The sequence below is a fragment of the Nostoc sp. XA010 genome (assembly GCF_020829625.1).
Classification (GTDB): domain Bacteria; phylum Cyanobacteriota; class Cyanobacteriia; order Cyanobacteriales; family Nostocaceae; genus Nostoc.
The window spans coordinates 1-23,130 of record NZ_JAIVFX010000037.1; the positions used below are offsets into that span (position 1 = coordinate 1).

At 42.9% G+C, this 23,130-nt stretch carries 22 protein-coding genes, 1 pseudogene and 1 CRISPR repeat array; of the genes and pseudogenes, 10 read left to right on the top strand and 13 right to left on the bottom strand.

The window, feature by feature from the left end; genetic code table 11:
- Positions 1-472: 472 nt before the first annotated feature.
- The 5 genes from LC608_RS30375 (at position 473) to LC608_RS30395 (ending at position 6,562) form a co-directional block, all read left to right on the top strand.
- On the top strand, positions 473-1,264 hold the full coding sequence (locus tag LC608_RS30375; RefSeq protein WP_229557121.1) for an IS5 family transposase: 792 nt from the start codon (positions 473-475) through the stop codon (positions 1,262-1,264).
- Between the two features lie 75 nt (positions 1,265-1,339).
- A complete protein-coding gene (locus LC608_RS30380) occupies positions 1,340-1,495 on the top strand; it encodes a hypothetical protein (RefSeq protein ID WP_229557122.1) in 156 nt (51 codons plus the stop codon).
- A 716-nt stretch (positions 1,496-2,211) separates the two neighbouring features.
- Positions 2,212-2,619: a hypothetical protein gene (locus tag LC608_RS30385; RefSeq protein ID WP_229557123.1), complete on the top strand. Its 408-nt coding sequence runs from the start codon at positions 2,212-2,214 to the stop codon at positions 2,617-2,619.
- A gap of 130 nt (positions 2,620-2,749) precedes the next feature.
- Positions 2,750-4,969: a peptidase domain-containing ABC transporter gene (locus LC608_RS30390; RefSeq protein WP_229557124.1), complete on the top strand. Its 2,220-nt coding sequence runs from the start codon at positions 2,750-2,752 to the stop codon at positions 4,967-4,969.
- An 87-nt stretch (positions 4,970-5,056) separates the two neighbouring features.
- Positions 5,057-6,562, top strand: a complete 1,506-nt coding sequence (locus LC608_RS30395) for an HlyD family efflux transporter periplasmic adaptor subunit (RefSeq protein WP_229557125.1) — start codon at positions 5,057-5,059, stop codon at positions 6,560-6,562.
- An 82-nt stretch (positions 6,563-6,644) separates the two neighbouring features.
- On the opposite strand, the gene LC608_RS30400 is transcribed toward LC608_RS30395, so the two are convergent.
- The 4 genes from LC608_RS30400 to LC608_RS30415 all read right to left on the bottom strand — a co-directional run bounded on the left by LC608_RS30400 (position 6,645) and on the right by LC608_RS30415 (position 8,992).
- Positions 6,645-7,157: a WGR domain-containing protein gene (locus LC608_RS30400; protein WP_229557126.1), complete on the bottom strand. Its 513-nt coding sequence runs from the start codon at positions 7,155-7,157 to the stop codon at positions 6,645-6,647.
- A gap of 111 nt (positions 7,158-7,268) precedes the next feature.
- Entirely contained in the window at positions 7,269-7,535 is a 267-nt protein-coding gene (locus tag LC608_RS30405) for a DUF1392 family protein (protein WP_229557127.1), read from the bottom strand.
- Between the two features lie 112 nt (positions 7,536-7,647).
- Entirely contained in the window at positions 7,648-8,535 is an 888-nt protein-coding gene (locus LC608_RS30410) for a hypothetical protein (RefSeq protein ID WP_229557128.1), read from the bottom strand.
- Between the two features lie 118 nt (positions 8,536-8,653).
- Complete coding sequence (locus LC608_RS30415) at positions 8,654-8,992, bottom strand: helix-turn-helix domain-containing protein (RefSeq protein WP_229557129.1); 339 nt, start codon at positions 8,990-8,992, stop codon at positions 8,654-8,656.
- A 181-nt stretch (positions 8,993-9,173) separates the two neighbouring features.
- Between LC608_RS30415 and LC608_RS30420 the strand changes: the two genes are divergently transcribed.
- The 5 genes and pseudogenes from LC608_RS30420 to LC608_RS30440 all read left to right on the top strand — a co-directional run bounded on the left by LC608_RS30420 (position 9,174) and on the right by LC608_RS30440 (position 12,805).
- On the top strand, positions 9,174-9,734 hold the full coding sequence (locus LC608_RS30420) for a hypothetical protein (RefSeq protein ID WP_229557130.1): 561 nt from the start codon (positions 9,174-9,176) through the stop codon (positions 9,732-9,734).
- Positions 9,735-10,081: 347 nt separating this feature from the next.
- Positions 10,082-10,477, top strand: a complete 396-nt coding sequence (locus tag LC608_RS30425) for a nuclear transport factor 2 family protein (RefSeq protein WP_229488744.1) — start codon at positions 10,082-10,084, stop codon at positions 10,475-10,477.
- A 348-nt stretch (positions 10,478-10,825) separates the two neighbouring features.
- A complete protein-coding gene (locus LC608_RS30430; protein ID WP_229557131.1) occupies positions 10,826-11,578 on the top strand; it encodes a hypothetical protein in 753 nt (250 codons plus the stop codon).
- A gap of 262 nt (positions 11,579-11,840) precedes the next feature.
- Positions 11,841-12,025: direct repeats of the CRISPR family, unit length 29 nt; unit sequence AACCAAATCCCCTCACGGGGACTGAAACT.
- A 13-nt stretch (positions 12,026-12,038) separates the two neighbouring features.
- A pseudogene (locus LC608_RS30435) lies at positions 12,039-12,251 on the top strand (transposase); the annotation flags it as partial.
- A 116-nt stretch (positions 12,252-12,367) separates the two neighbouring features.
- Positions 12,368-12,805: a hypothetical protein gene (locus LC608_RS30440; RefSeq protein WP_229557132.1), complete on the top strand. Its 438-nt coding sequence runs from the start codon at positions 12,368-12,370 to the stop codon at positions 12,803-12,805.
- Here LC608_RS30440 and LC608_RS30445 read toward each other — a convergent pair.
- The 9 genes from LC608_RS30445 to LC608_RS30485 form a co-directional block, all read right to left on the bottom strand.
- The gene (locus LC608_RS30445; protein WP_229557133.1) at positions 12,780-13,664 is read right to left on the bottom strand and encodes a phosphatase PAP2 family protein; all 885 of its coding nucleotides are present in this window, start codon (positions 13,662-13,664) and stop codon (positions 12,780-12,782) included. The genes LC608_RS30440 and LC608_RS30445 overlap by 26 nt on opposite strands.
- Before the next feature lie 793 nt (positions 13,665-14,457).
- Positions 14,458-15,924 carry a multicopper oxidase family protein gene (locus tag LC608_RS30450; protein ID WP_229557134.1) on the bottom strand — a complete coding sequence of 489 codons (1,467 nt, stop codon included), beginning with the start codon at positions 15,922-15,924 and terminating at the stop codon, positions 14,458-14,460.
- A gap of 263 nt (positions 15,925-16,187) precedes the next feature.
- Positions 16,188-17,321 carry an anthranilate phosphoribosyltransferase gene (gene trpD / locus LC608_RS30455; protein WP_229557135.1) on the bottom strand — a complete coding sequence of 378 codons (1,134 nt, stop codon included), beginning with the start codon at positions 17,319-17,321 and terminating at the stop codon, positions 16,188-16,190.
- A 29-nt stretch (positions 17,322-17,350) separates the two neighbouring features.
- A complete protein-coding gene (gene trpB / locus LC608_RS30460; protein WP_229557161.1) occupies positions 17,351-18,583 on the bottom strand; it encodes a tryptophan synthase subunit beta in 1,233 nt (410 codons plus the stop codon).
- A gap of 33 nt (positions 18,584-18,616) precedes the next feature.
- Positions 18,617-19,441 (bottom strand): tryptophan synthase subunit alpha, encoded by an 825-nt coding sequence (gene trpA / locus LC608_RS30465; protein ID WP_229557136.1) that lies wholly within the window; start codon positions 19,439-19,441, stop codon positions 18,617-18,619.
- 9 nt (positions 19,442-19,450) lie between these two features.
- On the bottom strand, positions 19,451-20,368 hold the full coding sequence (trpC, locus tag LC608_RS30470; protein WP_229557137.1) for an indole-3-glycerol phosphate synthase TrpC: 918 nt from the start codon (positions 20,366-20,368) through the stop codon (positions 19,451-19,453).
- 154 nt (positions 20,369-20,522) lie between these two features.
- Positions 20,523-21,158, bottom strand: coding sequence for a hypothetical protein (locus LC608_RS30475; RefSeq protein WP_229557138.1), 636 nt, complete (start codon positions 21,156-21,158; stop codon positions 20,523-20,525).
- Positions 21,159-21,333: 175 nt separating this feature from the next.
- Positions 21,334-22,002 carry an antibiotic biosynthesis monooxygenase gene (locus LC608_RS30480; protein ID WP_229557139.1) on the bottom strand — a complete coding sequence of 223 codons (669 nt, stop codon included), beginning with the start codon at positions 22,000-22,002 and terminating at the stop codon, positions 21,334-21,336.
- A 94-nt stretch (positions 22,003-22,096) separates the two neighbouring features.
- Positions 22,097-23,107: a bifunctional riboflavin kinase/FAD synthetase gene (locus LC608_RS30485; protein ID WP_229557140.1), complete on the bottom strand. Its 1,011-nt coding sequence runs from the start codon at positions 23,105-23,107 to the stop codon at positions 22,097-22,099.
- Between the last annotated feature and the right edge of the window lie 23 nt (positions 23,108-23,130).

Below are 23,130 nucleotides of genomic sequence, written 5' to 3' on the forward strand. Positions count from 1 at the left end.
GTGCAAGGACATATCCTGATTTACTTAAGGCATTAGATGCGGCATTCGCAGAAGTGACGATAGAGAATTTACTGGGTTGGTTTACTCACTGCTGCTACTGTACTTCAGAAGACTGATAACCGCTATAACAGCCAGTAGTATTAATTGGAGTAGAGCAATAAAACTGTAAATCCATTTAAACTGAATGGCATATTTAACTTTCAATTCGTAAACTCCAAGCTTTGCATCAAAATATTACACCTTAAAGCTGACAAGCATCGTTATTAATTCTTGACTACCACCGTGTTTTGCAGTCATCAGAGGTAATAAAATCTTAGATCGGTAGATTGCAAGATTATCTAGTGGTGAGATAGTGGGAGAAATCGCCTTCGTAGATACTCGCTTAGAGGATGTTTGAAAAGTTGGCAGTTGAGTAAAAAAAAGCTCTCAGGGCATAAGCTGTAAATACGTACATACAGCACCATTGAGAGCCATGAGTAAAGCATACTCCAGTAATCTGACCCAAGACCAGTGGGAATTATTAGAACCGTTAATTCCAGTAGCCAAAACAGGTGGTCGTCCTAGAGTGGTAGAGATGTGGCAAGTTATCAACGCAATTTTTTATGTATTGACTCAGGCATGTACATGGCGAAATTTACCAGGGGACTTTCCCAATTGGCAAACTGTGTACACTTATTTTCGGAATTGGCGTACTGACGGGACATGGGTGAGCATCCATGACCAACTCAGAGCCTGGGTAAGGGTGGACAATGAACGAGCTGTTAGCCCATCAGAAGCAATAATTGATAGTCAAAGTGTGAAAACTGCGGCGATGGTTAGCCAAGATGTGGGTTACGATGCCGGGAAAAAAATCAAAGGACGCAAGCGGTTTTTGGCAGTAGATACCTTGGGTTTAGTACTGCGAGTATTGGTGAGTGCAGCCAGTGTGGACGAACGCAATGGCGGTAAACAAGTACTTAAAAGAGTCAAACAGATGGGGAACACGGTGTCACGTCTTTCTACCATTTGGGTTGATGGTGGTTACGATGGCAACCCGTTCATGCAGTGGGTAATGGATTTATACCGATGGATTGTGCAAGTTGTACTGCGACCACATGAACGCAAGGGTTTTGTTTGGTTGCCTAAACGTTGGGTGGTAGAAAGAACTTTGGGTTGGCTGACTAGGTGTAGGCGTTTGAACAAAGACTATGAATTATTAGCGCAAACCTCGGAGACTTTTATTTATCTTGCTATGATTCGCATCATGATGAGGCGTTTGGCATAAAATCTCACCTCTGATTACTTTTCAAACACCCTCTTAACAACCACTACTATTTAGGCTGTAGAAAAGTCATTAGTGATGTCAATTCCCCAAAATCAATTGGCAGTAAAGTTCCAGCAAGACGTTGGTTTTGCTTCACGCTTTTATCGTGCAATTGCAACTTTGTTTTCTAATAGATTACAAGGAATTTTGAGTCAATTTGGTTATGGTATACGGGTTTATAGCCAACGTTAAACTTTGGCTATAAACGTGGAATATGAGGATGACTTTAATGATAGCGTTTTAGATGGTGTGGCAATCGCAGGTAAAAGGTTTAATTGAATGTTAAGACGGTATTGCTCCTGATAAAATCTCAAATTTAGGAATGGATTGCAACTGTTGTGCGTTTAAAATATATTGCTCATAAACTAAACTAATACTTAGTTGTAAACTTTGAACTAGATTAACCGAATAAGTCAAGGTGACGATTAATCTTCCTTTTATAATATCGGGCAGAAAGAGCTTGTACCAATTGGATAAATTTTATCAACAATTCTTTAAAATCTATTGGAAGACTATTAAATTCTAAGGATGATTGTTCTATACCAATTTTATATGAAGTAGCATAGAATCGAAAGGCTAGAAACTATTGCTTGGCAATCATTCCAGCTTTCTACAGTTTCATGCAGCTTCACAATAATTTGGTATAGTTGCAGCATAGTTTTGAGCATTTAAGAGTGCATCAATAAGAAATTAACATTTAGTTTATTATAAAATAATAGTTTCAAAAGTTTAAAACTTATCTAAAATTTGTGCATTGTTTAATAACTGATTTAACAACAAAATAGATGATATCAAGAAAAAGAAAGCAATAACTTAATTGACTTTTTGATCTTGAAATTCAAAGTAAGAAGTTTAACTGAAAAAGCTTTTTCTGAAAACTTCAGTTAATTACAATTAAGGAGAAAACCATGCCTGTCAACAATATCACTTCTACTTCTAACTATTCTGTTGTTGGTCAAGAACAACTGTTCACCGAATTAACTCTTGAAGAAGGAGCCGTAATCGAAGGTGGTGCTATCTACAGCCTCGGCAATAAAGCGGGCGTTACCGTCAACTACACTATTAACGGACAAAAGGACTCTTTGTTTTTTAATGATGAAAAGCAATATTATTTTGAAAGCACACCATTTGTTAGCTTCGACCAAAAGATTGGACCTGGCTATGAACTAGCATACACAGAACTATCTCCAGGAAACAATAACTTTGATACTAGTGGAGGTTATTTAATCTTAACTGGTGGTGATTTTGGACCTCCTGCTGCAAATATTGCTGCTCCTTCCAACACTTTTCCAACTGCCAACAGTTTTGCAAGCTAGCCTAAGCGTAATGACCTTTGACTGCCTCAGCCAAGCAGTCAAAAGTCGGATATGACAAGCTAAACGCTCAATCAAGTCGGGTCAAATGACCCGACTGTATTTTTTCACCTATAAATAATTGCACCTGAAAATGAAATATCAAATAGTCCTCCAACACAGCGAAGAAGACTGCGGTGCAGCGTGCCTAGCCACCATTGCCAAACACTACGGACGCACCTTTACCCTCAACCGCGTCCGGGAAGCCGTAGGCACTGGGTCGAGAGGAACATCCTTGCTGGGATTAAGCCGAGGTGCAGAAGTACTAGGATTTAATGCTCGCCAAGTTAAACTCAATTTCCAACTACTCGACCAATTGCAGCAAGCTCCCTTACCAGCAATTATCCACTGGAAAGGCTACCACTGGGTAGTTTTATACGGGCAAAAAGGCAAAAAATACGTCATAGCCGACCCTGGTGTAGGCATCCGTTACCTAACCCGTGAAGAATTAATCGCAGGTTGGGGTAATGGCGTGATGTTACTGCTGACCCTAGACGAAAGTCGTTTTTATCAACAAGAGTCAGATAAAATTGGCGGTCTGGGAAGATACCTGCAACGGGTTTGGCCCTATCGCTCTATTCTCGCTCAAGCGATCGCCATTAACATCGCCATTGGATTGCTTTCTCTGACATCACCCTTCATGATGCAATTACTCACCGATGATGTATTAGTACGAGGTGATACCCAACTACTAACCACCGTCGCTATTGGCGTTATCGCCATGAACTTAATTAGAAGCGCCATTAGCTTAGTCCAATCTCACCTCATCGGTCACTTTGGTCAAAGATTGCAATTAGGACTAATTCTAGAATACGGACGCAAACTCTTACATTTACCCCTCTCCTACTTTGAAGGACGACGCAGTGGAGAAGTTGTCAGCCGCATTGCTGATGTCAACGCCATCCATAACTTAGTTTCCCAAATCGTCTTGGGATTACCCAGTCAATTTTTTATCGCTGTAGTTTCCTTGGGCTTTATGCTCTTTTACAGTTGGGAACTAACTTTAGCTTCTATAGTTGCATTTATTATTGTCACGGCTGTTAGTTTGCTTTTCCTACCCGCAATCCGCCAGAAAACCCGCAACATGATTGTTTCTGGTACAGAAAACCAAGGCTTTCTGGTGGAAACATTTCGCGGTGTGCAAGTATTAAAAACTACTCAAGCCACTCCCCAAGCCTGGGAAGAATATCAAGGAAATTATGGTCGCCTCGCCAACTTAGGCTGGAGTGTGATGAAGCTGGGACTTTATAGCAGTACAATTACTGGCATTCTTTCCACTTTCATTAGTATTGGTATCCTTTGGATGGGTAGTTATTTAGTCATTAATCGCACCTTAACAATCGGTCAATTAATGGCATATAACGGCATGAGTGGCAACTTTCTGGGCTTCTTAGGTGCTGCAATTGGCTTAGTAGATGAGTTTATCACTGCCCAGATAGTCATTCAACGCCTGACAGAGGTCATTGACGCTACCCCAGAAGACGAAAATGATTTTAAAAAGCCTTGGGCACCAATTCCTGGTGATGTAGATATTACCTGCACTGAACTTAACTTCCATCACGCAGGTAGAGTTGACTTACTACAAGATTTTTCCTTAACTATTCCTGGCGGTCAAGTCATTGCTTTAATTGGTAAATCTGGCTGTGGTAAAAGTACCCTTGCTAAATTGATAACTGGCTTATATAAAGTCGAGTCTGGTAATATTCGTTATGGTTTTTATAATCAGCAAGACCTGTCTTTAGAATGTCTGCGACAACAGGTAGTATTAGTTCCCCAAGAACCCCACTTCTGGAGTCGTTCTATTATTGATAACTTCCACTTTAGCTATCCCCATATTAGTTTTGAAGAAATTGTGAAAGCTTGCCAAATTGCTGGTGCAGATGAATTTATTAGCAAACTACCCGATAAATATCAAACTGTTTTAGGAGAATTTGGGGCAAATCTTTCCGGTGGACAACGCCAAAGATTAGCCATAGCTAGAGCAATAGTTAGTGAGCCACCTATCTTAATTTTAGATGAATCTACGGGCGCACTCGACCCTGTAAGCGAAAGACAAGTACTTGATAGACTTTTATCCCATCGTCATGAGAAAACTACTATTTTGATTAGTCATCGTCCCAAGGTTATACAGAGGGCAGATTGGATTGTATTTTTAGAACAAGGACGCTTAAAAATCCAAGGTACACCAGAAGAATTGCAGAAATTACCTGGTGAACATTTAGACTTCTTAGAAGATATTTTTCCCTCTCAGAATGCGTTGGCGCTGATATCTTCACCTGCTCATCATAACGGCAAAACTGCCACCATTAATTAAGATAGCAATTCGTTTAGCAGTTGTAAAAATCTTTGTTTTCTCTTTTTCTGCGGTTTCTGTGCCTCTGCGGTTTATTCATATTACATCATGGTTAGCAACACAAATTTTTTATCCCCAATTAAAACAAACGAATTTCTTCCACCAATTAGTCGTTGGACAACATGGGGCGGAATGTTTATTCTCTGCGTTTTAGGACTAGCTGTTCCAGTTGCTGCTATTACTAAATATAAGGTTACAGTCCAAGGACAGGCGGTAGTGCGTCCGGCGGGTGAATTGCGAATTGTGCAAGCGGCGACTGAAGGTCAGGTAATGCACATTTATGTCAAAGAAAATCAAGTTATCAAAAAAGGAGATGCGATCGCAATTATCGACGACTCCCGCCTGCAAACCAAAAAGAGCCAATTGCAAACTAGTATTCAACAATCTAAGTTACAACTAGTGCAAATCAATGCCCAGATTGATTCCCTCAACAGTCAGATTCGAGCCGAAACTGACCGCATCAGCCGGATTATTAGTGGCGCTCAAGCCGAATTGAGCGGTCGTCGGCGAGAATATCGTGATAAAAATATTACCACTGTTTCCGAACTCCAAGAAGCTGATGCCAATGTCAGAATTGCTCAGGAGGAGTTGCAGACTGGGAAAGCACAGTTGAAAACAGCACAAGCGAATCTCCATGCGACTGAAGCTGCTTTGGGTGTAGCTCAGTCAAAACAGAACCGATATGAGAGTGCAGCCACCCAAGGGGCGCTATCTAAGGATCAATTGGAAGAAGCCCAATTAGCTGCTAAACAGCAAGAGCAAGCAGTAAAAGCACAACTTGCAGCAGTGGAGGCGCAAAAAGAAACTATTGAACGGTTGCAACAAGCAGTATCTGCTATGATTGCCAGAAGACAACGCGCCCTAGTTGCGGTAAATCCAAGTAATGCAGAAGTGAGTGTTGCTACTGAGCGGATTGCTCAAGAAGAAGCCGCAGGGTTAAGTAACAAAGCGACTTTAGAAAAGGAACGCCAAGCTTTAGTTCAGCAACGGATTGAAATTGAAAAGCAGTTTGAGCGTGATACTAGTGAACTCAAACAAGTGGAAATAGATTTAGCTCAAACGACGATCGCAGCTACTGCTGATGGAATTATTTCGCAACTCAATTTACGAAATCCAGGTCAAAGTGTGCGGGCTGGTGAAGAAGTTTTGCAAATTGTCCCTACTGATGCGCCTCAGGTTTTGAAGGCTGCTGTGGGATCTGAAGATCAAAGTAAGTTAAAAATTGGTCAAAATGTCCAAATGCGGGTGAGTGCTTGTCCTTACCCGGATTATGGTACTCTTAATGGGACTGTGCAGACGATTTCTCCGGATGCAATCGCTCCTCAAAATAATCGCCCAAATGCATCTATGGCGAATCCAACTACTAGTCCAAAAGCTTCTGCGCCTGCTGCTTTCTATGAGGTAACTATTGAACCGGAAACTCTGGTTTTAGGTAAAGAGAAAAACCTGTGTCATATTCAATTGGGTATGGAGGGTCGCGTTGATATTATTTCTCGTGAAGAAACTGTGCTGCAATTCTTTCTCCGTAAAGCGAGGTTAATTACTGATTTATAATTTTTTTTAGATAGAACAATTAGATATCTCAGGTACACTGTATGATGACTTGATTAGACACATCCGGAATGTTAACTAGGGGTCAAAAAAATGGTAGAACGGTATTTTGACCGTCTACCAAAATGAAAAAAAAGTAGATCCGCCGAAAGTGGATGCTCCTGTTTAATTCCATTTGATAATCGACATCTGCAACAGTACGGTAAATTCCGTGATAATCTATCTGCATTCCCAAGGGTGTAGGGACAATTTTCAAATACTCGTTAATGGCAAGTATGTAGTTATCACCAAAGTTCCTGTTTGCAACAGCCGAACGTATAGCGTTTAGTAATTGTATCGCTTTTCTAATATCTGAAATACTGCGCTCACCATCCATTTTTGGCTGACTTTCACTGTAGCCTTTCATCTTCTTCTCGGCTACCAGATTATGAAATTTAGCAACGGCTCTTTGACGATTGGCTAATGTGTGGACTTTAGTCTGCGCTTGATAACCGACTCTGCCCCACTGTACTGTTAAGTTACCATCTTCGACGACTTTGGCAGACCAGAATTTATTGCTGTTTCGGATAGCATCAACAAAGACTAAATAGATTTCCATGTTTCTTACCCTGTCAATTCGCTAACTTCTGGGCATTGCCCCATCTGATACCAATTCGCTTTTTCGCCCATTCGTTATTAAAAAACTTAGAGATAGCTAGCTTTTCAGGGTTTACATCTGTTTCATAATTTTAGTGAATTGGTATAACTCTCCAGTCCCAATGATTTGGTTTTGTGTGGCGTGGAGTATTTCATTACGGCAATCAATTGAATAAATCCAGCAATCATGCTTCCATTGCATACCGCAGCAATAGCCAAATGTTCTGTTGGTTCGCAGGTAAACTCTCTCCAGTAAATTCACCTCAACGGATGGAATTGTTTGTCCCCAAGGTGGGGAAAGATACCAACTTGCTTGAAGTGCATTAATATGGTCAATCATGCTTTTCTTCCCTGGGATTAATAACCTAAAAATCTTCGGCAATGTTTGGAGAATAACGCCCAAAAAATACCTAAAAGTGAGCAGCAATTTTCACTGCTGCCCACATGAGGTTTTACGCTGTGACTAATTCTTGAAGTTGTGATCGCACTTCATGGTTGAAAAGCTGTTGTAATTCCTCAGTAGTGAGTTGCTCTAAGGGTCGGTCTTGCAAGTATTTGTGAACTGGTTCAACCAGCGATGTATCCACTATCGACAATGAGCGCACAGCATCAAACACGGAGTTAGAATACTGCTGCTGACCTGAACAACCCTTCTTCACCCACCAGTTACGGTCAGTGCATCCGACTTGCCCCAGTTTTACGGCGTTGTTATTGTAAATGCCATCATCAAGAATTTCAAACCCGTAATTCTGGCACTCGTTGAAGATATGCGCCATGATTTGGTTTTCAGTAGTAGAAGAGGACAAGGAGCAGGGTGCGGGGTGCAGGGGGGCAATTTCTTCTCCCTTGCTCCCTGCCCCCTGCCCAAGAGCTTCTTCTTGCACTGGCAGTGTGCCATCTTTGTAGTGAGTGCAGATGAAGCGATCGCAACGCATTGGGGTGTTGGCACGAAATACTTCTTTCTCGTTGATCATGACTACCCAGCGTTGCGTTAAGTGGTTGTCGTCATGGCTGATGCTGGCTATCAGTTTGTCATCAGCGTAATATTCGTGATGGTCAAACGAGATTTCGACTATTCTGAGGGGTTCGGGAGCTACGGCTTGAGCTTGGTGTGCGATGTAGTTGTCGAGTTCGGCTTGGGCGATGGCTTGTTCGTCGGGGGCAGCAGGGGAGAGTTTCTGAATCTTGCTGGCTTGATATTCAGCGATCGCAGTAATCCAAGAATCCTTACAGCCTTTGTCGCTGACTTCGACTGTGCAGGCGATTTCGCTGTAGATTTGCTTGAGTCGGGCAATCGATTTCAGTTGCAGCTGTTGATGACTGTAGATGATATAAGTCATAATTAAAATTCCCTGTACGAGTGTATGGGTTTTTCAAAAGGCGATCGCACGAAGTTTCTCAGGCTGTAGGCGGTCGTCTTTTGTTATGTACCTATATTACTATTTTGGTTAGTAAAAATCAAGCAATATTCTGAATTTTTTGAGGTAATTTTACTAACGGGCATCCCAGAAAATCCTCAATTTTAATAGAAAGTGCTTGGCATATACCTTCTAGCTTTTCAGTAGAAACTGTAGGTGCTGAGTTTCTTGGACTTGATTCCGGGTATTCTCCGCGCTCCAAATGCTGAATTAATTGATAAGCACAACCAGATCGTTTAGCCAGAGACTGCATAGACTCTGTACCTCGTAAAATTTTCAGTTTTCTGCCTAATTCCTTATTCCATCGAATAGATGCGATTAAGCTTTTATCGATAATCATTAATTCATCACCCAATTCACCAATTGCATTAGTAGACATGATACACTAAAATTACTAATTTTATTAGTAAGAAAACACAAAACAACCCAATTAAAGTATGACTGCGATCGCTCGTAGTCTTTGCAATGCAATCAAAAAGGAGGCAAATAGACAAAGAATGATAAAACCTCAAACTTTGCAAGCGGTGTTTTACTAGGGGAAGTGAAAAACAACCCTGGAAATGAAAAACAACCCTAGTAAAAATCGCCGACGCAAGGGGGAGGGCAACGGTTCTATTCACTGGCGCACCATAACTAAGAACGGGAAGGATTACCCCCAGGCTTATTACCACTGGCAGGAAAACGGAAAGAAAAGAACGAGGTACATCCCTAAAAAATTACTAGGGGATATTCAGGAAGCTGAAGCAGTCAAACGTCCAGTTGTAGAGATATTACATCTGTTGGGGGTTGATGAGGTTAGCCCTAGTAATTTACTAGGGGATAAACAGATAAACCCTAGTAATGCAGTTTTAGAAACAAGCCCTAGTAATGACATATCCCCTAGTAAAATGCGGCGAAACAAAGGTGAGGGGAGCGGTAGTATTCATTGGCGAACCATTACTAAGAACGGCAGAGATTACCAACAGGCATACTATCACTACGAATTTTGGAGTGAGGGCGATCGCTTGGTCAAATCATCGAAGTACATTCCCAAGCGGTTACTGAATCGTGTTCAGCAGATGGAGCAAGAGAAAGCGGCTGTTAAGGAGATATTGCAATTGCTGGGGATGATGAAATCATGATTCTGAGGCTGTCACGGTAACTCCTGTTGAAATACCTGAACTGACTGAACAAGAGCAGAGTGTCGGGAGCAAAGCGGTGAAGAGGTCAGAGTCTTGGCGGTGAAGCAGTCCGCAGAAAGGGGTTTTTCCAATTAGAGGAACTGCCGAATCCGTAAGGGTTCCCGTCGAGTCTGAACCCCATCAGAAAGAAGGGCTTGCCGATAGGCAGCACTACTGTTAAAACCGAGCTAAGTTGCGAGATTCAGCAAAAACATCAATCTCGATGCACTTTCTGTTGATTTTCCGTATAGTAAATAGTTGGGCTGTTTTCCTGTTTTAATGACATTCGTATTGGATGATGAACAATTATGAGTTCAAATCAGCAGTTTCTGCAAAATTTATACGAAGCCTTCAACAAAGGCGAGATTGAAACAATCATCTCGGTGATGCACCCGGACGTGAAATGGGCCAACGGGGTGGAAGGCGGTTTCGTTTATGGACGCGACGCGGTGCGCGAATACTGGACTAATCAGTATAAGGTTATTCAAGTGCAGCTTGAAACCTTAAAATTCGAGACGGATGAAAACAATCGAAATGTCGTTACCGTTCATCAAATCGTCAGAGATTTGCAAGGCAATTTGCTTGCGGATGCAACAATTGAGCAAATTTTTACTATTGAGGATGGTTTGATCAGTCTTTATGAAATCGGCGAAACCGAAACAATCCAACAGATGATTCAAAAAACCAGAACTCCCAATGAGTAATTGAGAAGGCAGTTACAATTCGAGCCGTTGCTTTACTGATCGCAATCAAGAGAGGTTAGTAACTTCGGTCAGATTCTGTATAAATACGTATCCGCTATTTGCTCCCATCGTAGCCAAACAATCCGCTTGCACCCGACTGTTTAGAGCCTTTTCATATTGCCCAAAAGAATTAAGATGTTAACTAGCTGCCCCATCCCGTAAGCGCAACAAAACCACCTTTGCTGCATCTAGTGACGATGACTAACACCTTGAAGAAAACCCAACCTAGCAACGATTACGGTTACTGCTGTTGAAGTTCCAGAGTTGACAGAGGAAGAATAGCGCGATCGCTTGCACCTAGAGCGCCGTGTGGAAAGAGCGTTTTTTGAGGCGGGCAAGGCGTTGACGGAATTGAGGGATAGACGGCTTTATCGCTCCACGCATAAAACATTTGAAGATTATTGCCGCGATCGCTTTGGGCATAGTCGGCAACAATCAAATTATTTGATTGCCGCAGCTGGTGTTTACGAAAATTTGACAACCATTGGTTGTCAAAATGTGGAAAATCAAAATTTGACAACCAATGGGACACAAATTTTGCCCACGAGCGAACGCCAAGTTAGACCGATAACAAAACTGGAACCTCAACAGCAATGGGAAGTATGGCAGACGGCAGTGGAAGAAGCCGGAGGTAAAGTACCATCTGCTAGAGTTGTAGGCGATGTAGTACAACGGATCATGGAACGGATAAAAGCGCCAAATCCTTACCATATAGGGGAAGTCTGCCAAATTATTGCCAAGGACAATCCTGATTTACGAGGAAAAGGCGGATGTTGGGGCATCGTTAACCATGTGGGCGAGTTCAGTTGTACAGTTAAAATGTGGGATGGAGAGTACACCGTGAGAATCGACCACCTGAAGCCACTGAACTACATGGAGTTGGAATGCCAGCAGATGCAGCTAATCAGCGATCGCATCAGTAGGCTACGGGAAAACGAGAACTTGGAAGATGCCCCAAGTGCTATGTTGAAGCATCTGGGGGAGTTGAAGCGACCGTATTTGACTGCGATGGAGGAGAAGTTGTTGAGCGTGATTGAGCGGGAATACGGGCTTGGAGATTAAATCTCCACGAACTCATAGACAATAATAGATACACATCTTATGATTATGGAATCAATTTGATTTTTGGCAAGTCGAAGCGGGGTCAAAAACCCTGGGGATCTGCCAAAATCGCCAGAACCTTGACAAGTAAATAGTTTCACAGTTTCAGTGCTAAGGGAAGTTGATAATTAGTCGCAATAAGTGCGGCTGAAATCGACCTATTTTTGAGGTTCGCCAAAACACTTCCCAGGAAGCCTGCTCTGTAACAGTTTTAGCACCGAGCGGTTTCCACCAACCAAATCCCCTCACGGGGACTGAAACTGGCTAACTTTTCCCATTCCACTAGCTGATACTTTGGTTTCCACTAACCAAATCCCCTCACGGGGACTGAAACTTTTCTCATGGCTAAGACTTCTGAATTACATCCAGCGTTTCCACTAACCAAATCCCCTCACGGGGACTGAAACTACGGGATGAACTGCGCTCAGGCATTGAAGGAACTATTTCTCAAGGAATCCGCGCCTTTGAAATGCGCGATTGCCGTTATATTGGGCTAGCTAAAACTCATCTACAGCATATCCTGACGGCGACGGCTATTAATTTAAGTCGAGTTTTCGCGTGGTTGGAGGAGATACCAAGGGCTAAAACTCGCTCCTCATACTTTGCAAGACTGGTTGATGCTACTGTGTGCTAGGCATCGTGATTGCTTGTTGTTCAAACTTCAAGAAAATTTGGCTGATTTCCCGTGTAATACATCGTAAATCATCGTCATTCCTGGTTAAACTTACGATGTAATACACGGTAACTTTTATGTTAAAACGGGATATTCAGGGAAAGTTTGCGCTTAAGAATGATGATTATCGTGAAGTACGTTCGTTGCGATTAACAGATGATACTTGGAAGGCTCTTGGTATTGCCTCGGAATGTTTGGGCTTAACTCGTGCTGACTATTTAGAACGCATTGTTAGGCATAACCTTTTACCAGGTATTACACGGGAAGACTCAGAAATCTTAGCTTCCACTCAAGGAGAAAACGAGTCTCAACCAAGTATTACACGGCAAAGGGAGTTGCATCAGACATCTAATAAGGCAGCAAAACAGTCTGTTGGGTTGCCTACGGTAAAAGAACTTGAGATTTTACGTGACCGTGTTTTATCGGAACTGAAGTTAGGTACGCAAGCATCTGGGTATAAAACTGCTCAGAAGGTTCTCAATCGTTTCATTACTGAACTAATCGGTTTAGTTTAGCTGTTTGGGGAATTCGCCAACAGTATCCCAAGCTAAGGATACAGGCAATCAACCACACTAAACCTGCCGCGTAGCCAGCTGTCACATCAGTTAGCCAATGTACTCCAAGATAAAGCCGACTAAAACCGATCGCAGCAATTAAGGCTATAGTCAAACCATAAATCCAAAAGCGCCATTCAGGAAACTGCTTTGCCAGAATATAGCCCGTAAAACCGTAAATCACTATTGAAACCATTGCATGACCACTGGGAAAACTGTGTTGACCCACTTTAATAATATGCTTCCACAGGGCTGGACGCGCTCTACCAAATAATAGTTTCATTAAACAATTTAATAAGGTTGCACCAACTCCAGCGATGCCCAAGATAGCTGCTTGTCGGCGACGATTAGAAAATAACGGACTAATCGCCAGCCACAAAGAAGATAACAGCATTACTACTGGATCGCCCATAAAAGTGATACTAAGCATGATGTGATCGCGCAGTGGTGTATGCAACCTCTGGATCAAGAGCAAAATGGGTTTGTCAAGATTATATGCGTACAACAGCCCAGTGGTGCATACAAGGGCACTAACAGCCCCCAATACAGGGATAAGTTGACTACCTGTTTGGGCTGCGACAGATAATTTTGGAACCTTGACTAATTGCCTTTGTACGCTAAAACCAAGTGATTTACTGACGTTTTTCCGATAATCTAAGACAATTTCTTGGATGAGGAGGGCGATGGTCGTTCGCGTAGCGTCTCGAAGAGAAGACCCGCCTTCGGCGATCGCATTTAAACTGTTGTCTGGATGAAAAATAACAAGGATATTTCCTGTGTAACTATTAGCACGAGCTTCCGAGATTATTTTCTCCTCCAATAATCTCGATTCCAGATATCTTTTAAGAGCTTCCGAATGATAAAGCCCATTTACCTTATATGAACCTATCCCACTAATAATATTTGTGCTACAAAGCTTAAGCCTATTGAGAACTGAAAACGAAAAATTAAGGTTTTCAAGCACATTTTACGAAACGAAGTAGGGTTTTTTGGAATAGTGGGATAGGTTCATGGAATCCTTCGTATCTTGCTGCCATAGGCATCGCTAAAAGCGTTGAGTAGGGGTTTTGCTTTTAGTGTAACCGCCCGCCAAGAGTGCGATGCCGTAACCGCCCCCTTTCTTGCGATCGCTCATCCACCAACTACTTTTGACCACACCCACAGTGATAAGATGTTGGACATAGGCTGATTGTGGTTTTGAGTTGTCGTTGTGAGAGACAATAACTCTACTACATCAGCCCTCTCTCTTCATCCTCTTATTTTTGGCTAAGGTATTGTTTGGTATTACTGAATTTTCGTTTCGGGCGATGGCGAAGCAATTTTACTATCACTAATTTTTTACTGCTGCTAGGTGCTTTCTTTAGCTTACCTGCTTTGTATACCAATTAGACAGCTAGGGACTTTACGGGAAAAGTTAGATTTCTCTCGGTAGCGTTTCAAAATCCTGTGAATGGTTACGTGTGTACCAATCTACATTCTGATTTTTTCTTTTTACTTCGATTTACTGAGCGGATACGCTAGAACTACTCTCATACGGTGATATCGCTGCTTAATTTTGTCCGAAATATTATATTAGGCGACGCAAAAATAATTACTGAAACTACTGGCATGTGTTATGTTTCAACCTCAAGTACTCCCATCATTCCTCGATCTTCATGTTCAGAAATATGACAGTGAAACACAGTTTTACCAATAAAATCACGCAGAGGTACAGCGATTCGCACTTTAGAGTCGCCAGATAAGTTAATATTATCGCGCCATGCTAGGAATGGTTCAGATCGCCAGGTGCTAGATTTTGCATCTTGCCTTGCAAGTATTTGAAAGGGGTAAGTATGTAAATGGAATGGGTGGATTAAACCGTTATGGTTTTCGATTTCCCAGATTTCTAGAGTATTCAAACGCCCGCGAAAATCTACGCGCTCAGGGTCAAATTGGTTTCCATTGACGGTGTAATTAAATGGGATTGCACCGCTAAACTGTACTGTCCGCGTGGTAACTGCCTGTTCTGGATTGAGTGCATCGATAGAAGCAAAACCTGTAGGCAATGGCAATCTTTTAGGTGTAAATGGAACGACGACTGTCAGCAACACCTCTTCCTTTGCTGGCTCGCTGCCGACAACAAAGTTTCCATCATCATAGGGCAGATGTAACAAATTGAACGTTCCCGACCCCTTCAACTGAATCAGTACCTCAGCTCGTTCACCTGGTGAAAGAAACAACTCCTCAACGGCAACGGGTTTTTCAATGAAGCCGTCGTCAGTAACAATCAAGTGCATGGGGTGTTCTTGAAACTTTAACCGAAACGGACGAGCATTGCTTGTATTCACTAGTCTCAACCGCAAGAGTGATTTTTGAGGAACAAGTTTAGGACGATAAGCACCATTCACTAGGCAAAGGTTGCCATATTTGCCTAGCCAATCAAGAAAGCTGTGATTAGCAGCAACCTCACCTCTTAAAATAGTGAAGTCCTTAAGTACAAGTAAATGTTCCTCAGCCGCTTGGAGTTCGGGTATTTTATCGAGCGAACTCTTAATCACAATAGCTCCAGTCAGTCCGGCGAACTGTTGGGTAGCAACCCTCCCGTGTGGATGTGGGTGATACCAACGAGTACCTGCTGCGCCTTTGGGGACTGTAAACTCGTGTAATCGGCTCTCTCCAGGCATAACATGAACAAAGGGGTTGTCCACTTTTGGTGAGATATGTAACCCGTGTGTGTGTAGATTTGTCGGCATTTGCAAGTGATTGACGAAGCGGAGGCGCACCCGATCGCCCTCTTGTAGCCGGAGCGTTGGTCCTGGAACTGTACCGTTGTATGCCAGCGCTTGTACTGTCATTCCTGCTAAAGAAACAGACGTATGGCTAGCGACAATCTCAGCTTCGACAACACCAGGTTCGGGGCGCCGCACCCGCAACAATTCTGGTTCGCGTAAAGCAAGTCCAGATTCTTTTGCCCGCTCTCCAGATTGGCCAAACAAAGCATGATAACCTCCAGTAACAGCTATCCCGCCTGTGGTGAGTCCTGCAAGCTGAAGAAAGCTGCGGCGAGTCAGGATAGCTCGTTGGTTTTTAGGGTATGTCAATGGTACACCTATTTGAGCAAGAGTTTAGTAGGAATGGAGTTTTTTGAGGAAAAGGTTACAGGAGTTACTCAAAGCCAGATATAAAGGCTGTTAGCCTTGGAGAACAGTGGGATGAATTTAGGCAGACAGGGGAAGCAAGGGAAGAGATTTTTTCAAGTTGTTATCATTCCTCGATTCAGTAACGCTAGATTGTTTTACTTCTGAATTCTAACTCCTGAACTCTGCTATATATTTGCAAGCCACAACAACTAAGAAGTAATTAATTACCGCAGAAATTGAGCAAGTTGTTCCAGCTTTTTCCAGGCTTCCCCGCTTTGCATAACTTCCTTGGCAATAGCAATTCCTTTCACACAAGCTTCTGTAATATCGGTCGTCTGCCCAAGTGCTTCGCCAACATAAAGTGCTAATGCTGCATTTAAGGCGACGACATCTTGTTGTGCTTGCGTACCTTGGCCTTTCAATACGGCTTTCAGAATTTCAGCGTTTTCGTGAATTTCTTTGCTATGTAGCGCTACGGTTGGTGCAGGAGTTAAACCTAGTTCTTGAGGACTTAATACAGTTAGTTGTACTTTCTGGTCTTGGAGGACAGCTACATCATTTAAGTCTCCTAATCCAGCTTCATCTAACTTTTCACGTCGACACACTACAATAGCACGACGAGTTCCCAATTGCGATAGAGCTTGAGCAATTGTTTCTGTGAGTGCTGGATCACACACACCAATAATTTGCCCTGTTGGATGCATGGGATTGACCAAAGGACCCAGCAAGTTAAAAATAGTTCGTACTCTCAAAGTTTTTCGTAAAGCAGCAACTGCTTTGAGTGCTGGATGCCATCCAGGAGCGAACAAAAAGGTAATACCGACCTCATGAACTGCTGACTTGATTTTCTCAGGATTGGCGTTGAGGTTTATCCCCAAAGCTTCTAACACATCAGCAGAGCCAGTTTTGCTAGATGCTGAACGATTACCATGTTTGGCAACCTTTACCCCGGCGGCAGCGGCAACAAAGGCAACAGCAGTGGAAATATTGAAAGTGGAGGCTCCATCCCCTCCAGTTCCGCAGGTGTCAATTAAGGGGATTGGGGATTTGTACTGAGGGTTAGCGCAGTGTGCTGGATACTGAGAAGACTCTTGCCCAGTCCCTAGCCTTTGGGATTGCAAGACACTAGCCATACCAACCAATTCTTCTGTGGAAACTCCTTTGGCTTGAATTGCCGCCAAAATCGCTCCAGATAACGCTGGAGAAATCGTATCTGCGAGCCAACCATGCATTAGCTCTGCTGCTTGTTCAACCGAGAGCGATCGCTTATCTAGTAATTGTTTTAACAGAGCAGGTAAATCGAGGGATTCGGAGGTGACGGCGATCTTGTTAACTAGCGTCTGAGTTACAACTGTCATCTGCTTAAAAGTTAATAATTATCCACCGACTAAGTATGAAGAATTTTAGCAACTGTTTGCACGTCCTTATCCCCTCTACCAGAGCAGTTGATAACAATTTGTGGACTGCCATCTAGCTGCGGACATAATTTTTCTAAATAGGCGATCGCATGAGAGGTTTCTAAAGCAGGAATAATCCCTTCTAGTTGAGACAGACGCACAAAGGCAGCCAAAGCTTCAGAATCGGTAATGCTATAATACTCGGCGCGACCGGTATCTTTTAGATAGCTGTGTTCTGGGCCTACCCCAGGATAATCTAAACCTGCACTAATCGAATGTGCTTCGACAATCTGACCATCGTCGTCTTGCAATACGTAGCTCATTGCACCGTGCAATACCCCAATTCGCCCCTCTGTCAGAGTTGCTGCGTGCTTCTGGGTGTCAATACCTTCACCTGCTGCCTCAATTCCAATTAAGCGCACAAATGATTCACCCACAAACTCATGGAACAGTCCAATGGCATTGGAACCACCCCCCACACAAGCCAAAACAATATCTGGTAATCCTCCCCACTTCTGGCGGCACTGAGTGCGCGTTTCTTTGCCGATAATAGCGTGGAATTCGCGGACTAACATTGGGTAAGGATGGGGCCCGGCAACGGAACCTAAGATGTAGTGGGTTGAAACCACATTAGTCACCCAGTCTCGAATCGCCTCGGAAGTGGCATCCTTAAGTGTTCCGCTTCCAGCCTCTACTGGACGCACCTCTGCTCCCATCAGCCGCATTCGGAATACGTTGAGAGCTTGCCGTTGCATATCGTGGATGCCCATATAAATCACACACTGCAATCCAAACCGAGCGCACACAGTTGCCGTCGCTACTCCATGTTGACCGGCTCCCGTTTCCGCAATGATGCGCTGCTTACCCATACGCTTTGCCAGCAATACTTGACCTAAAGCGTTGTTGATTTTGTGAGCGCCTGTATGGTTTAAATCTTCCCGCTTTAAGTAAATTTGCGAACCTGTGCCATCAGGTCTAGCGTAGTGTGCTGTCAGGCGTTCAGCAAAATACAAAGGATTAGGCCGTCCTACATAGTCCCGGAGTAAATTTTGTAACTCTTGTTGAAAGTTTGGGTCATTGCGGTATTGCTCGAATGCAATTTCTAGCTCACTTAATGCAGGCATTAAAGTTTCAGGGACATACTTGCCACCGAAGCATCCAAATCTTCCCAAAGAATCAGGGCCGATAAAACCAGGCGCAACATAGGTATTGATATCTGAGATATTGACCACGACTTAAAGTCCTTATTGCTAATATTAAACTGAACCGACTGTTAGCAGAGATGCCGGAGTGATCGCTGCTTTGATTTCTTGGCAAAGTTTTTCTATCGCTTGTAGTCCTGCGTTTGGACGATCATCTGCTAAACGCTGGACAAAGGCACTACCAACAATTACGGCATCAGCGCCCCAATCCCTAATTTGACGAGCCTGTTCTGCTCCAGAGATGCCAAAGCCAACGCCAATTGGTTTATCGGTAACATTCCGCATCTCTAGCAACAAAGTTTTTACATGGTCTTGCAACTGCGATCGCATACCTGTCACACCCGTGACACTGACTAGATAAATAAATCCCTGAGAAGACCTAGTAATAGCCTCAATTCTCTGTTTGGAACTTGTAGGAGTTACTAGCAAAATAACTTCTATCCCAAATTCGGCTGCTGTATTTATCAACTCTTCTGCCTCTTCTAAGGGCAAGTCTGGTACTACCAACCCTTGTACCCCAGCATTGGCCAATTGTCCTAAAAATGACTTAACACCCCGATATAAAATTGGATTATAATAAGTAAACAAAATCACAGGCGCTTCTAGGCTGGGAGTGACATCTGTCACCATCTCCAGTACAGCCTCTAACTTAGTTCCTTTTTGCAAAGCTCTGGTAGCTGCGGCTTGAATCATAGGGCCATCTGCTAACGGATCGGAATAGGGAATACCCAACTCAATAAAGTCAGCTCCATTGCAATCTAATATTTGCAAAGCCTCTTTTGTAGTTCCTAAGTCAGGGTCTCCGGCTGTTATGAAGGGAATGAGAGCGCATTGGTTGCGATTTCTTAAAGATTGGAAGCTTTGAGAAATTGAAGTCATGAGCTTAATTTACCTTATCGGGGAACTTGATTTTCCGAAGTCCGCCTGAGCGAATTTCATTTCATTAGCTGCGATTTCTAGTCGTTCAGGCTTGTTGCTGAGTAGAGTTCGTACACCTTGCTCTAAATCGGCTTGTTTAATTAATGACTCTCCTACCAAAACTGCACGCGCACCTGCTTGGGCTACAAATGAAAAATCAGCCGATGTATGTAAGCCAGATTCACTGACTACAGTAATGCCGAAGCTTTGCAACTGCGAACGTCGCCACTCTAACAGTTGTTGTGTGGTTTTGAGATCCACCGTAAAATCTTCTAAATTGCGATTGTTAATCCCAATTAAACGAATATCGTCTAGCTTTAAGACTCGATCTAGTTCAGCCAAAGTATGAACTTCTACCAAAGCTTTCATCCCCAAATCATGGATGACTCGCACAAAGTCCTGGATTTCTTCATCTGTGAGGATGGCAGCTATCAGTAGTAAGGCATCTGCACCTGCTACCCGTGCATAGTAGATTTGGTAGATATCGAGCGCAAACTCTTTACACAGTAGCGGTAATTTAACCTTCTGTCTGATAGCACGCAGGTTGTCAAAACTACCCTGGAAGTATTTAGAGTCAGTGAGAACCGACAAACAAGCTGCTCCGCCCCGTTCATAAGCCTGGGCTACAGCCACTGGGTCAAAGTCCGATCGAAGTACTCCGCGAGAAGGGGAGGCTTTTTTAAGCTCTGCAATTAGACTTGGTATATGAGGACTCTGCTGCAAAGCACTCAAAAAATTTCGTGGCAAAGGAGCAGCAGATAACTGTTGTTGCAAAGAAGCTAGGGGCAATTCTTGCCGCATTTGTGCAACTTCTTGCTTTTTATGCCACAGAATCTCTTCGAGAATGTGACGCGGATAGAGGTCAGTAATAGCGACTGAGTAACTCATAAACTACATAGTACTAAGTTTCCAAACAACATTGGCATCTGATGGTTTGTCAACAGTATCCATTGCGACTCACAGCCCTTTTTACTCAAGCAAACTTTGCTAGTGCTTGAGTTGTTGCTCTTGCTTGAAGAATCTACTACAAGCTTCAGAAGTCTCACTCTTTCGCAGTGAGCAGTTTTTCTTTCAGCTTGTGTTTCAGTAGTAAACTTATTCCCCCAATCCCAAAAGCTAATATACTCAAGTTAGAATTCGACTCAGGAACAACTTGAAATTTAGTAATCGATTCGCGGATGAGCAGCTGTTGAGTTGTGGGTTCAAACAACTCAACAGCAAGAACTATGGGGTAGGAATCTGGGTTAGGAGAAGGTTCTGAAGCATTGCCTGAGTAAATTACACCAACAGTGACTGAACAGCCGACGCTAGTACCATTGGAACATCCACTTGGATAAACAGCACCGCTCAGAACACCTATACTCTCAGGAAGACCAAGAAGATCAGAAGTAAAAGATGGAGCAACAACCCAGTCAGCAGTGACTCTTCTCAAACTTGTATAGGATGCTGACAAAGACAAATTAGAAACAGCCTTAGGGTATAAAATCCCTGTAAACCCAGCCCCAAAGACAGCTGGCTCAGAAGCACGAACAGTTTTCGTATCCAAAGTAAAGGAACCGATGCCACCGCTTTCGGTGGAAAAGCTGAAGGTTAAGAGGGCCGCAGTAGCCGGAGCCATACTTAAACTTTCCAGAGCTATAAATGCTGTTCCTACAGCAGCTACACATAACTTTTGCATACTCGTTTATTTCTGACCTTGACGGTGCATAATTTGATCGAGTTGAGGTGATTAATCCTGTTGCCAACCACTCAGCCCAATCTTTACACAGTGAGCTGCACCTGTAAACTGGAGTTTAACTTTGCTACAAGTACCGGATTATAGTCTGAGCTTTTTTGAGTAGATCCAGATCGGGTCAAGTCAATAAGCCGTTTGTATCGGCGATGAAATCAATCTGATAAAGATGAGAATCTAACTGCTGAACCAGATTTTTAATAGCCGCTTGTTCTTCACTATCAGCAGCCCAATTGAGGTTTGACATCGCAGCATCATAAGCATCCTTATTACTCCATTGGGAGTAGTTAATAATTCGATTGCCATCAAGACTACGAATCCAGGCGGTTGAAAGATTGCCTGTTTGTTTAGCGATCACAGGATCGATAACCTGTGTTAGTTTTTGTAGTAACGACTGTTGGTCCTCTGGTGTTACATGGAAGAGATCAATTTGAGTAATCAGGTTGTTGTGCGCTTCAACTTTTATTGGTTGTCCGCGTGTAAGAGCCACTTCATAATAGCGAAGATCCAGGCTGACACCAAGGTCTTGATAACTAGCAAAAGAAGCAGAGATATCTGGATTTTGGTGTATTGCTTTACTTGCTTCAATACTAGTCCATTGCACATAGTTGATGACTCTGATACCATCCAAGCTGCGATGGAAATTAGCTGTGATGAAACCCGGTTGCTTGTTGATAGTTTCTGTATCAGTCTTTAAATGATCTAATAGTGCTTGTTGTTTTGTCGCTTCGACCGTGAAAATATTGATGAAGGTAGCAACATGGCTGCTGACGGCAATTGTAGTTATCATTAGCATTCCTCTGAAGCAAATTGAAGGTTGAAATTACTTGTAACCCGGAATTTTTTTGAGCTTTCCAAGATTTTTATGGCAGAATCAAATGCCATTAAGCTAGTAAAATCTTTTCTGATATTTCCAGCCGAGAACCCAGTTCTGAAAAGTCTGTCAGAACAGTTCTGGCCATAGTGCAATCGGCTTGAATTTGTGCTTTGAGAGCTTCTAGAGATGCAAATTCTTGTTGAGATCGCAAAAACTTTTCTAGCTGTATAGTTAGGGTTTTTCCATATAAACTTCCAGACCAATCTAACAAGTGTACTTTTATATGTGAACGCTCTCCATTAACTGTTAGGCAATAGCCAATATTCATAACTCCTTTGTAAGCAAGAGGGATCTTACTGTTCCACTCTGATTCACTCCGATCTTCAATAAAAACTTTTACAGCGTAGACACCATGCCTTGGCAAAAGCTTTTCTTTTGGTAACTGAAGATTAGCGGTAAGTAAACCGATGATTTGACCCATCTGTTCGCCTCGAACAACGGAGCCTGTAAGGGTGTAAGAACTTCCTAATAGAGCTTTAGCGCGTTGGAGTTCGCCTTGCTCTATAGCTTTGCGGATAGATGTGCTGCTGATGCGTTCGCCTTCATGAGTGTGTGGAGAAACGATAGTCACAGGAATGCCAAAGGTGGCCGCGATCGCTTGCAAATCAATAGCAGTTCCGCTACGCTGATATCCAAAGCGAAAGTCGTGTCCTACACTAATTTGTTGAGCTTGCAAATCTTGCACAAGAATTTTCTCAACAAAGTGTTGGGGACTTAAAGCTGCTAGTTCTTGATTAAACGGTAGTGACACCACCTGTTTTACCCCAAGCGATCGCAGTTGTTGGACTTTCTCATTCACAGGTGTCAGTAAAGGACAGCGTTTACCGCTAAAAAACTCACGCGGATGGGGATTGAATGTGACAACCGTAGGGTAAAAGTTTTGAGAATTCAAAATCGATTCAATTACCTTTTGATGTCCGCGATGCAAACCATCAAAGTTACCAAGGGCAACAGCAGTTGGAGTTAAAAATGAAGTTAAGCTTCCTAACATGATAGATGGTTCAAAAGTTTTTAGCATGAGTATTCTTTCTTTTGAATTTC

What these genes read in the sequence shown, in the direction of transcription:
- LC608_RS30375 (WP_229557121.1), top strand. Translation starts at nt 473, where the DNA reads ATGAGTAAAGCATACTCCAGTAATCTGACCCAAGACCAGTGGGAATTA.
- LC608_RS30380 (WP_229557122.1), top strand. Translation starts at nt 1,340, where the DNA reads ATGTCAATTCCCCAAAATCAATTGGCAGTAAAGTTCCAGCAAGACGTT.
- LC608_RS30385 (WP_229557123.1), top strand. Translation starts at nt 2,212, where the DNA reads ATGCCTGTCAACAATATCACTTCTACTTCTAACTATTCTGTTGTTGGT.
- LC608_RS30390 (WP_229557124.1), top strand. Translation starts at nt 2,750, where the DNA reads ATGAAATATCAAATAGTCCTCCAACACAGCGAAGAAGACTGCGGTGCA.
- LC608_RS30395 (WP_229557125.1), top strand. Translation starts at nt 5,057, where the DNA reads ATGGTTAGCAACACAAATTTTTTATCCCCAATTAAAACAAACGAATTT.
- LC608_RS30400 (WP_229557126.1), bottom strand. Translation starts at nt 7,157, where the DNA reads ATGGAAATCTATTTAGTCTTTGTTGATGCTATCCGAAACAGCAATAAA.
- LC608_RS30405 (WP_229557127.1), bottom strand. Translation starts at nt 7,535, where the DNA reads ATGATTGACCATATTAATGCACTTCAAGCAAGTTGGTATCTTTCCCCA.
- LC608_RS30410 (WP_229557128.1), bottom strand. Translation starts at nt 8,535, where the DNA reads ATGACTTATATCATCTACAGTCATCAACAGCTGCAACTGAAATCGATT.
- LC608_RS30415 (WP_229557129.1), bottom strand. Translation starts at nt 8,992, where the DNA reads ATGTCTACTAATGCAATTGGTGAATTGGGTGATGAATTAATGATTATC.
- LC608_RS30420 (WP_229557130.1), top strand. Translation starts at nt 9,174, where the DNA reads ATGAAAAACAACCCTAGTAAAAATCGCCGACGCAAGGGGGAGGGCAAC.
- LC608_RS30425 (WP_229488744.1), top strand. Translation starts at nt 10,082, where the DNA reads ATGAGTTCAAATCAGCAGTTTCTGCAAAATTTATACGAAGCCTTCAAC.
- LC608_RS30440 (WP_229557132.1), top strand. Translation starts at nt 12,368, where the DNA reads ATGTTAAAACGGGATATTCAGGGAAAGTTTGCGCTTAAGAATGATGAT.
- trpD (WP_229557135.1), bottom strand. Translation starts at nt 17,321, where the DNA reads ATGACAGTTGTAACTCAGACGCTAGTTAACAAGATCGCCGTCACCTCC.
- trpA (WP_229557136.1), bottom strand. Translation starts at nt 19,441, where the DNA reads ATGACTTCAATTTCTCAAAGCTTCCAATCTTTAAGAAATCGCAACCAA.
- trpC (WP_229557137.1), bottom strand. Translation starts at nt 20,368, where the DNA reads ATGAGTTACTCAGTCGCTATTACTGACCTCTATCCGCGTCACATTCTC.
- LC608_RS30475 (WP_229557138.1), bottom strand. Translation starts at nt 21,158, where the DNA reads ATGCAAAAGTTATGTGTAGCTGCTGTAGGAACAGCATTTATAGCTCTG.
- LC608_RS30480 (WP_229557139.1), bottom strand. Translation starts at nt 22,002, where the DNA reads ATGATAACTACAATTGCCGTCAGCAGCCATGTTGCTACCTTCATCAAT.
- LC608_RS30485 (WP_229557140.1), bottom strand. Translation starts at nt 23,107, where the DNA reads ATGCTAAAAACTTTTGAACCATCTATCATGTTAGGAAGCTTAACTTCA.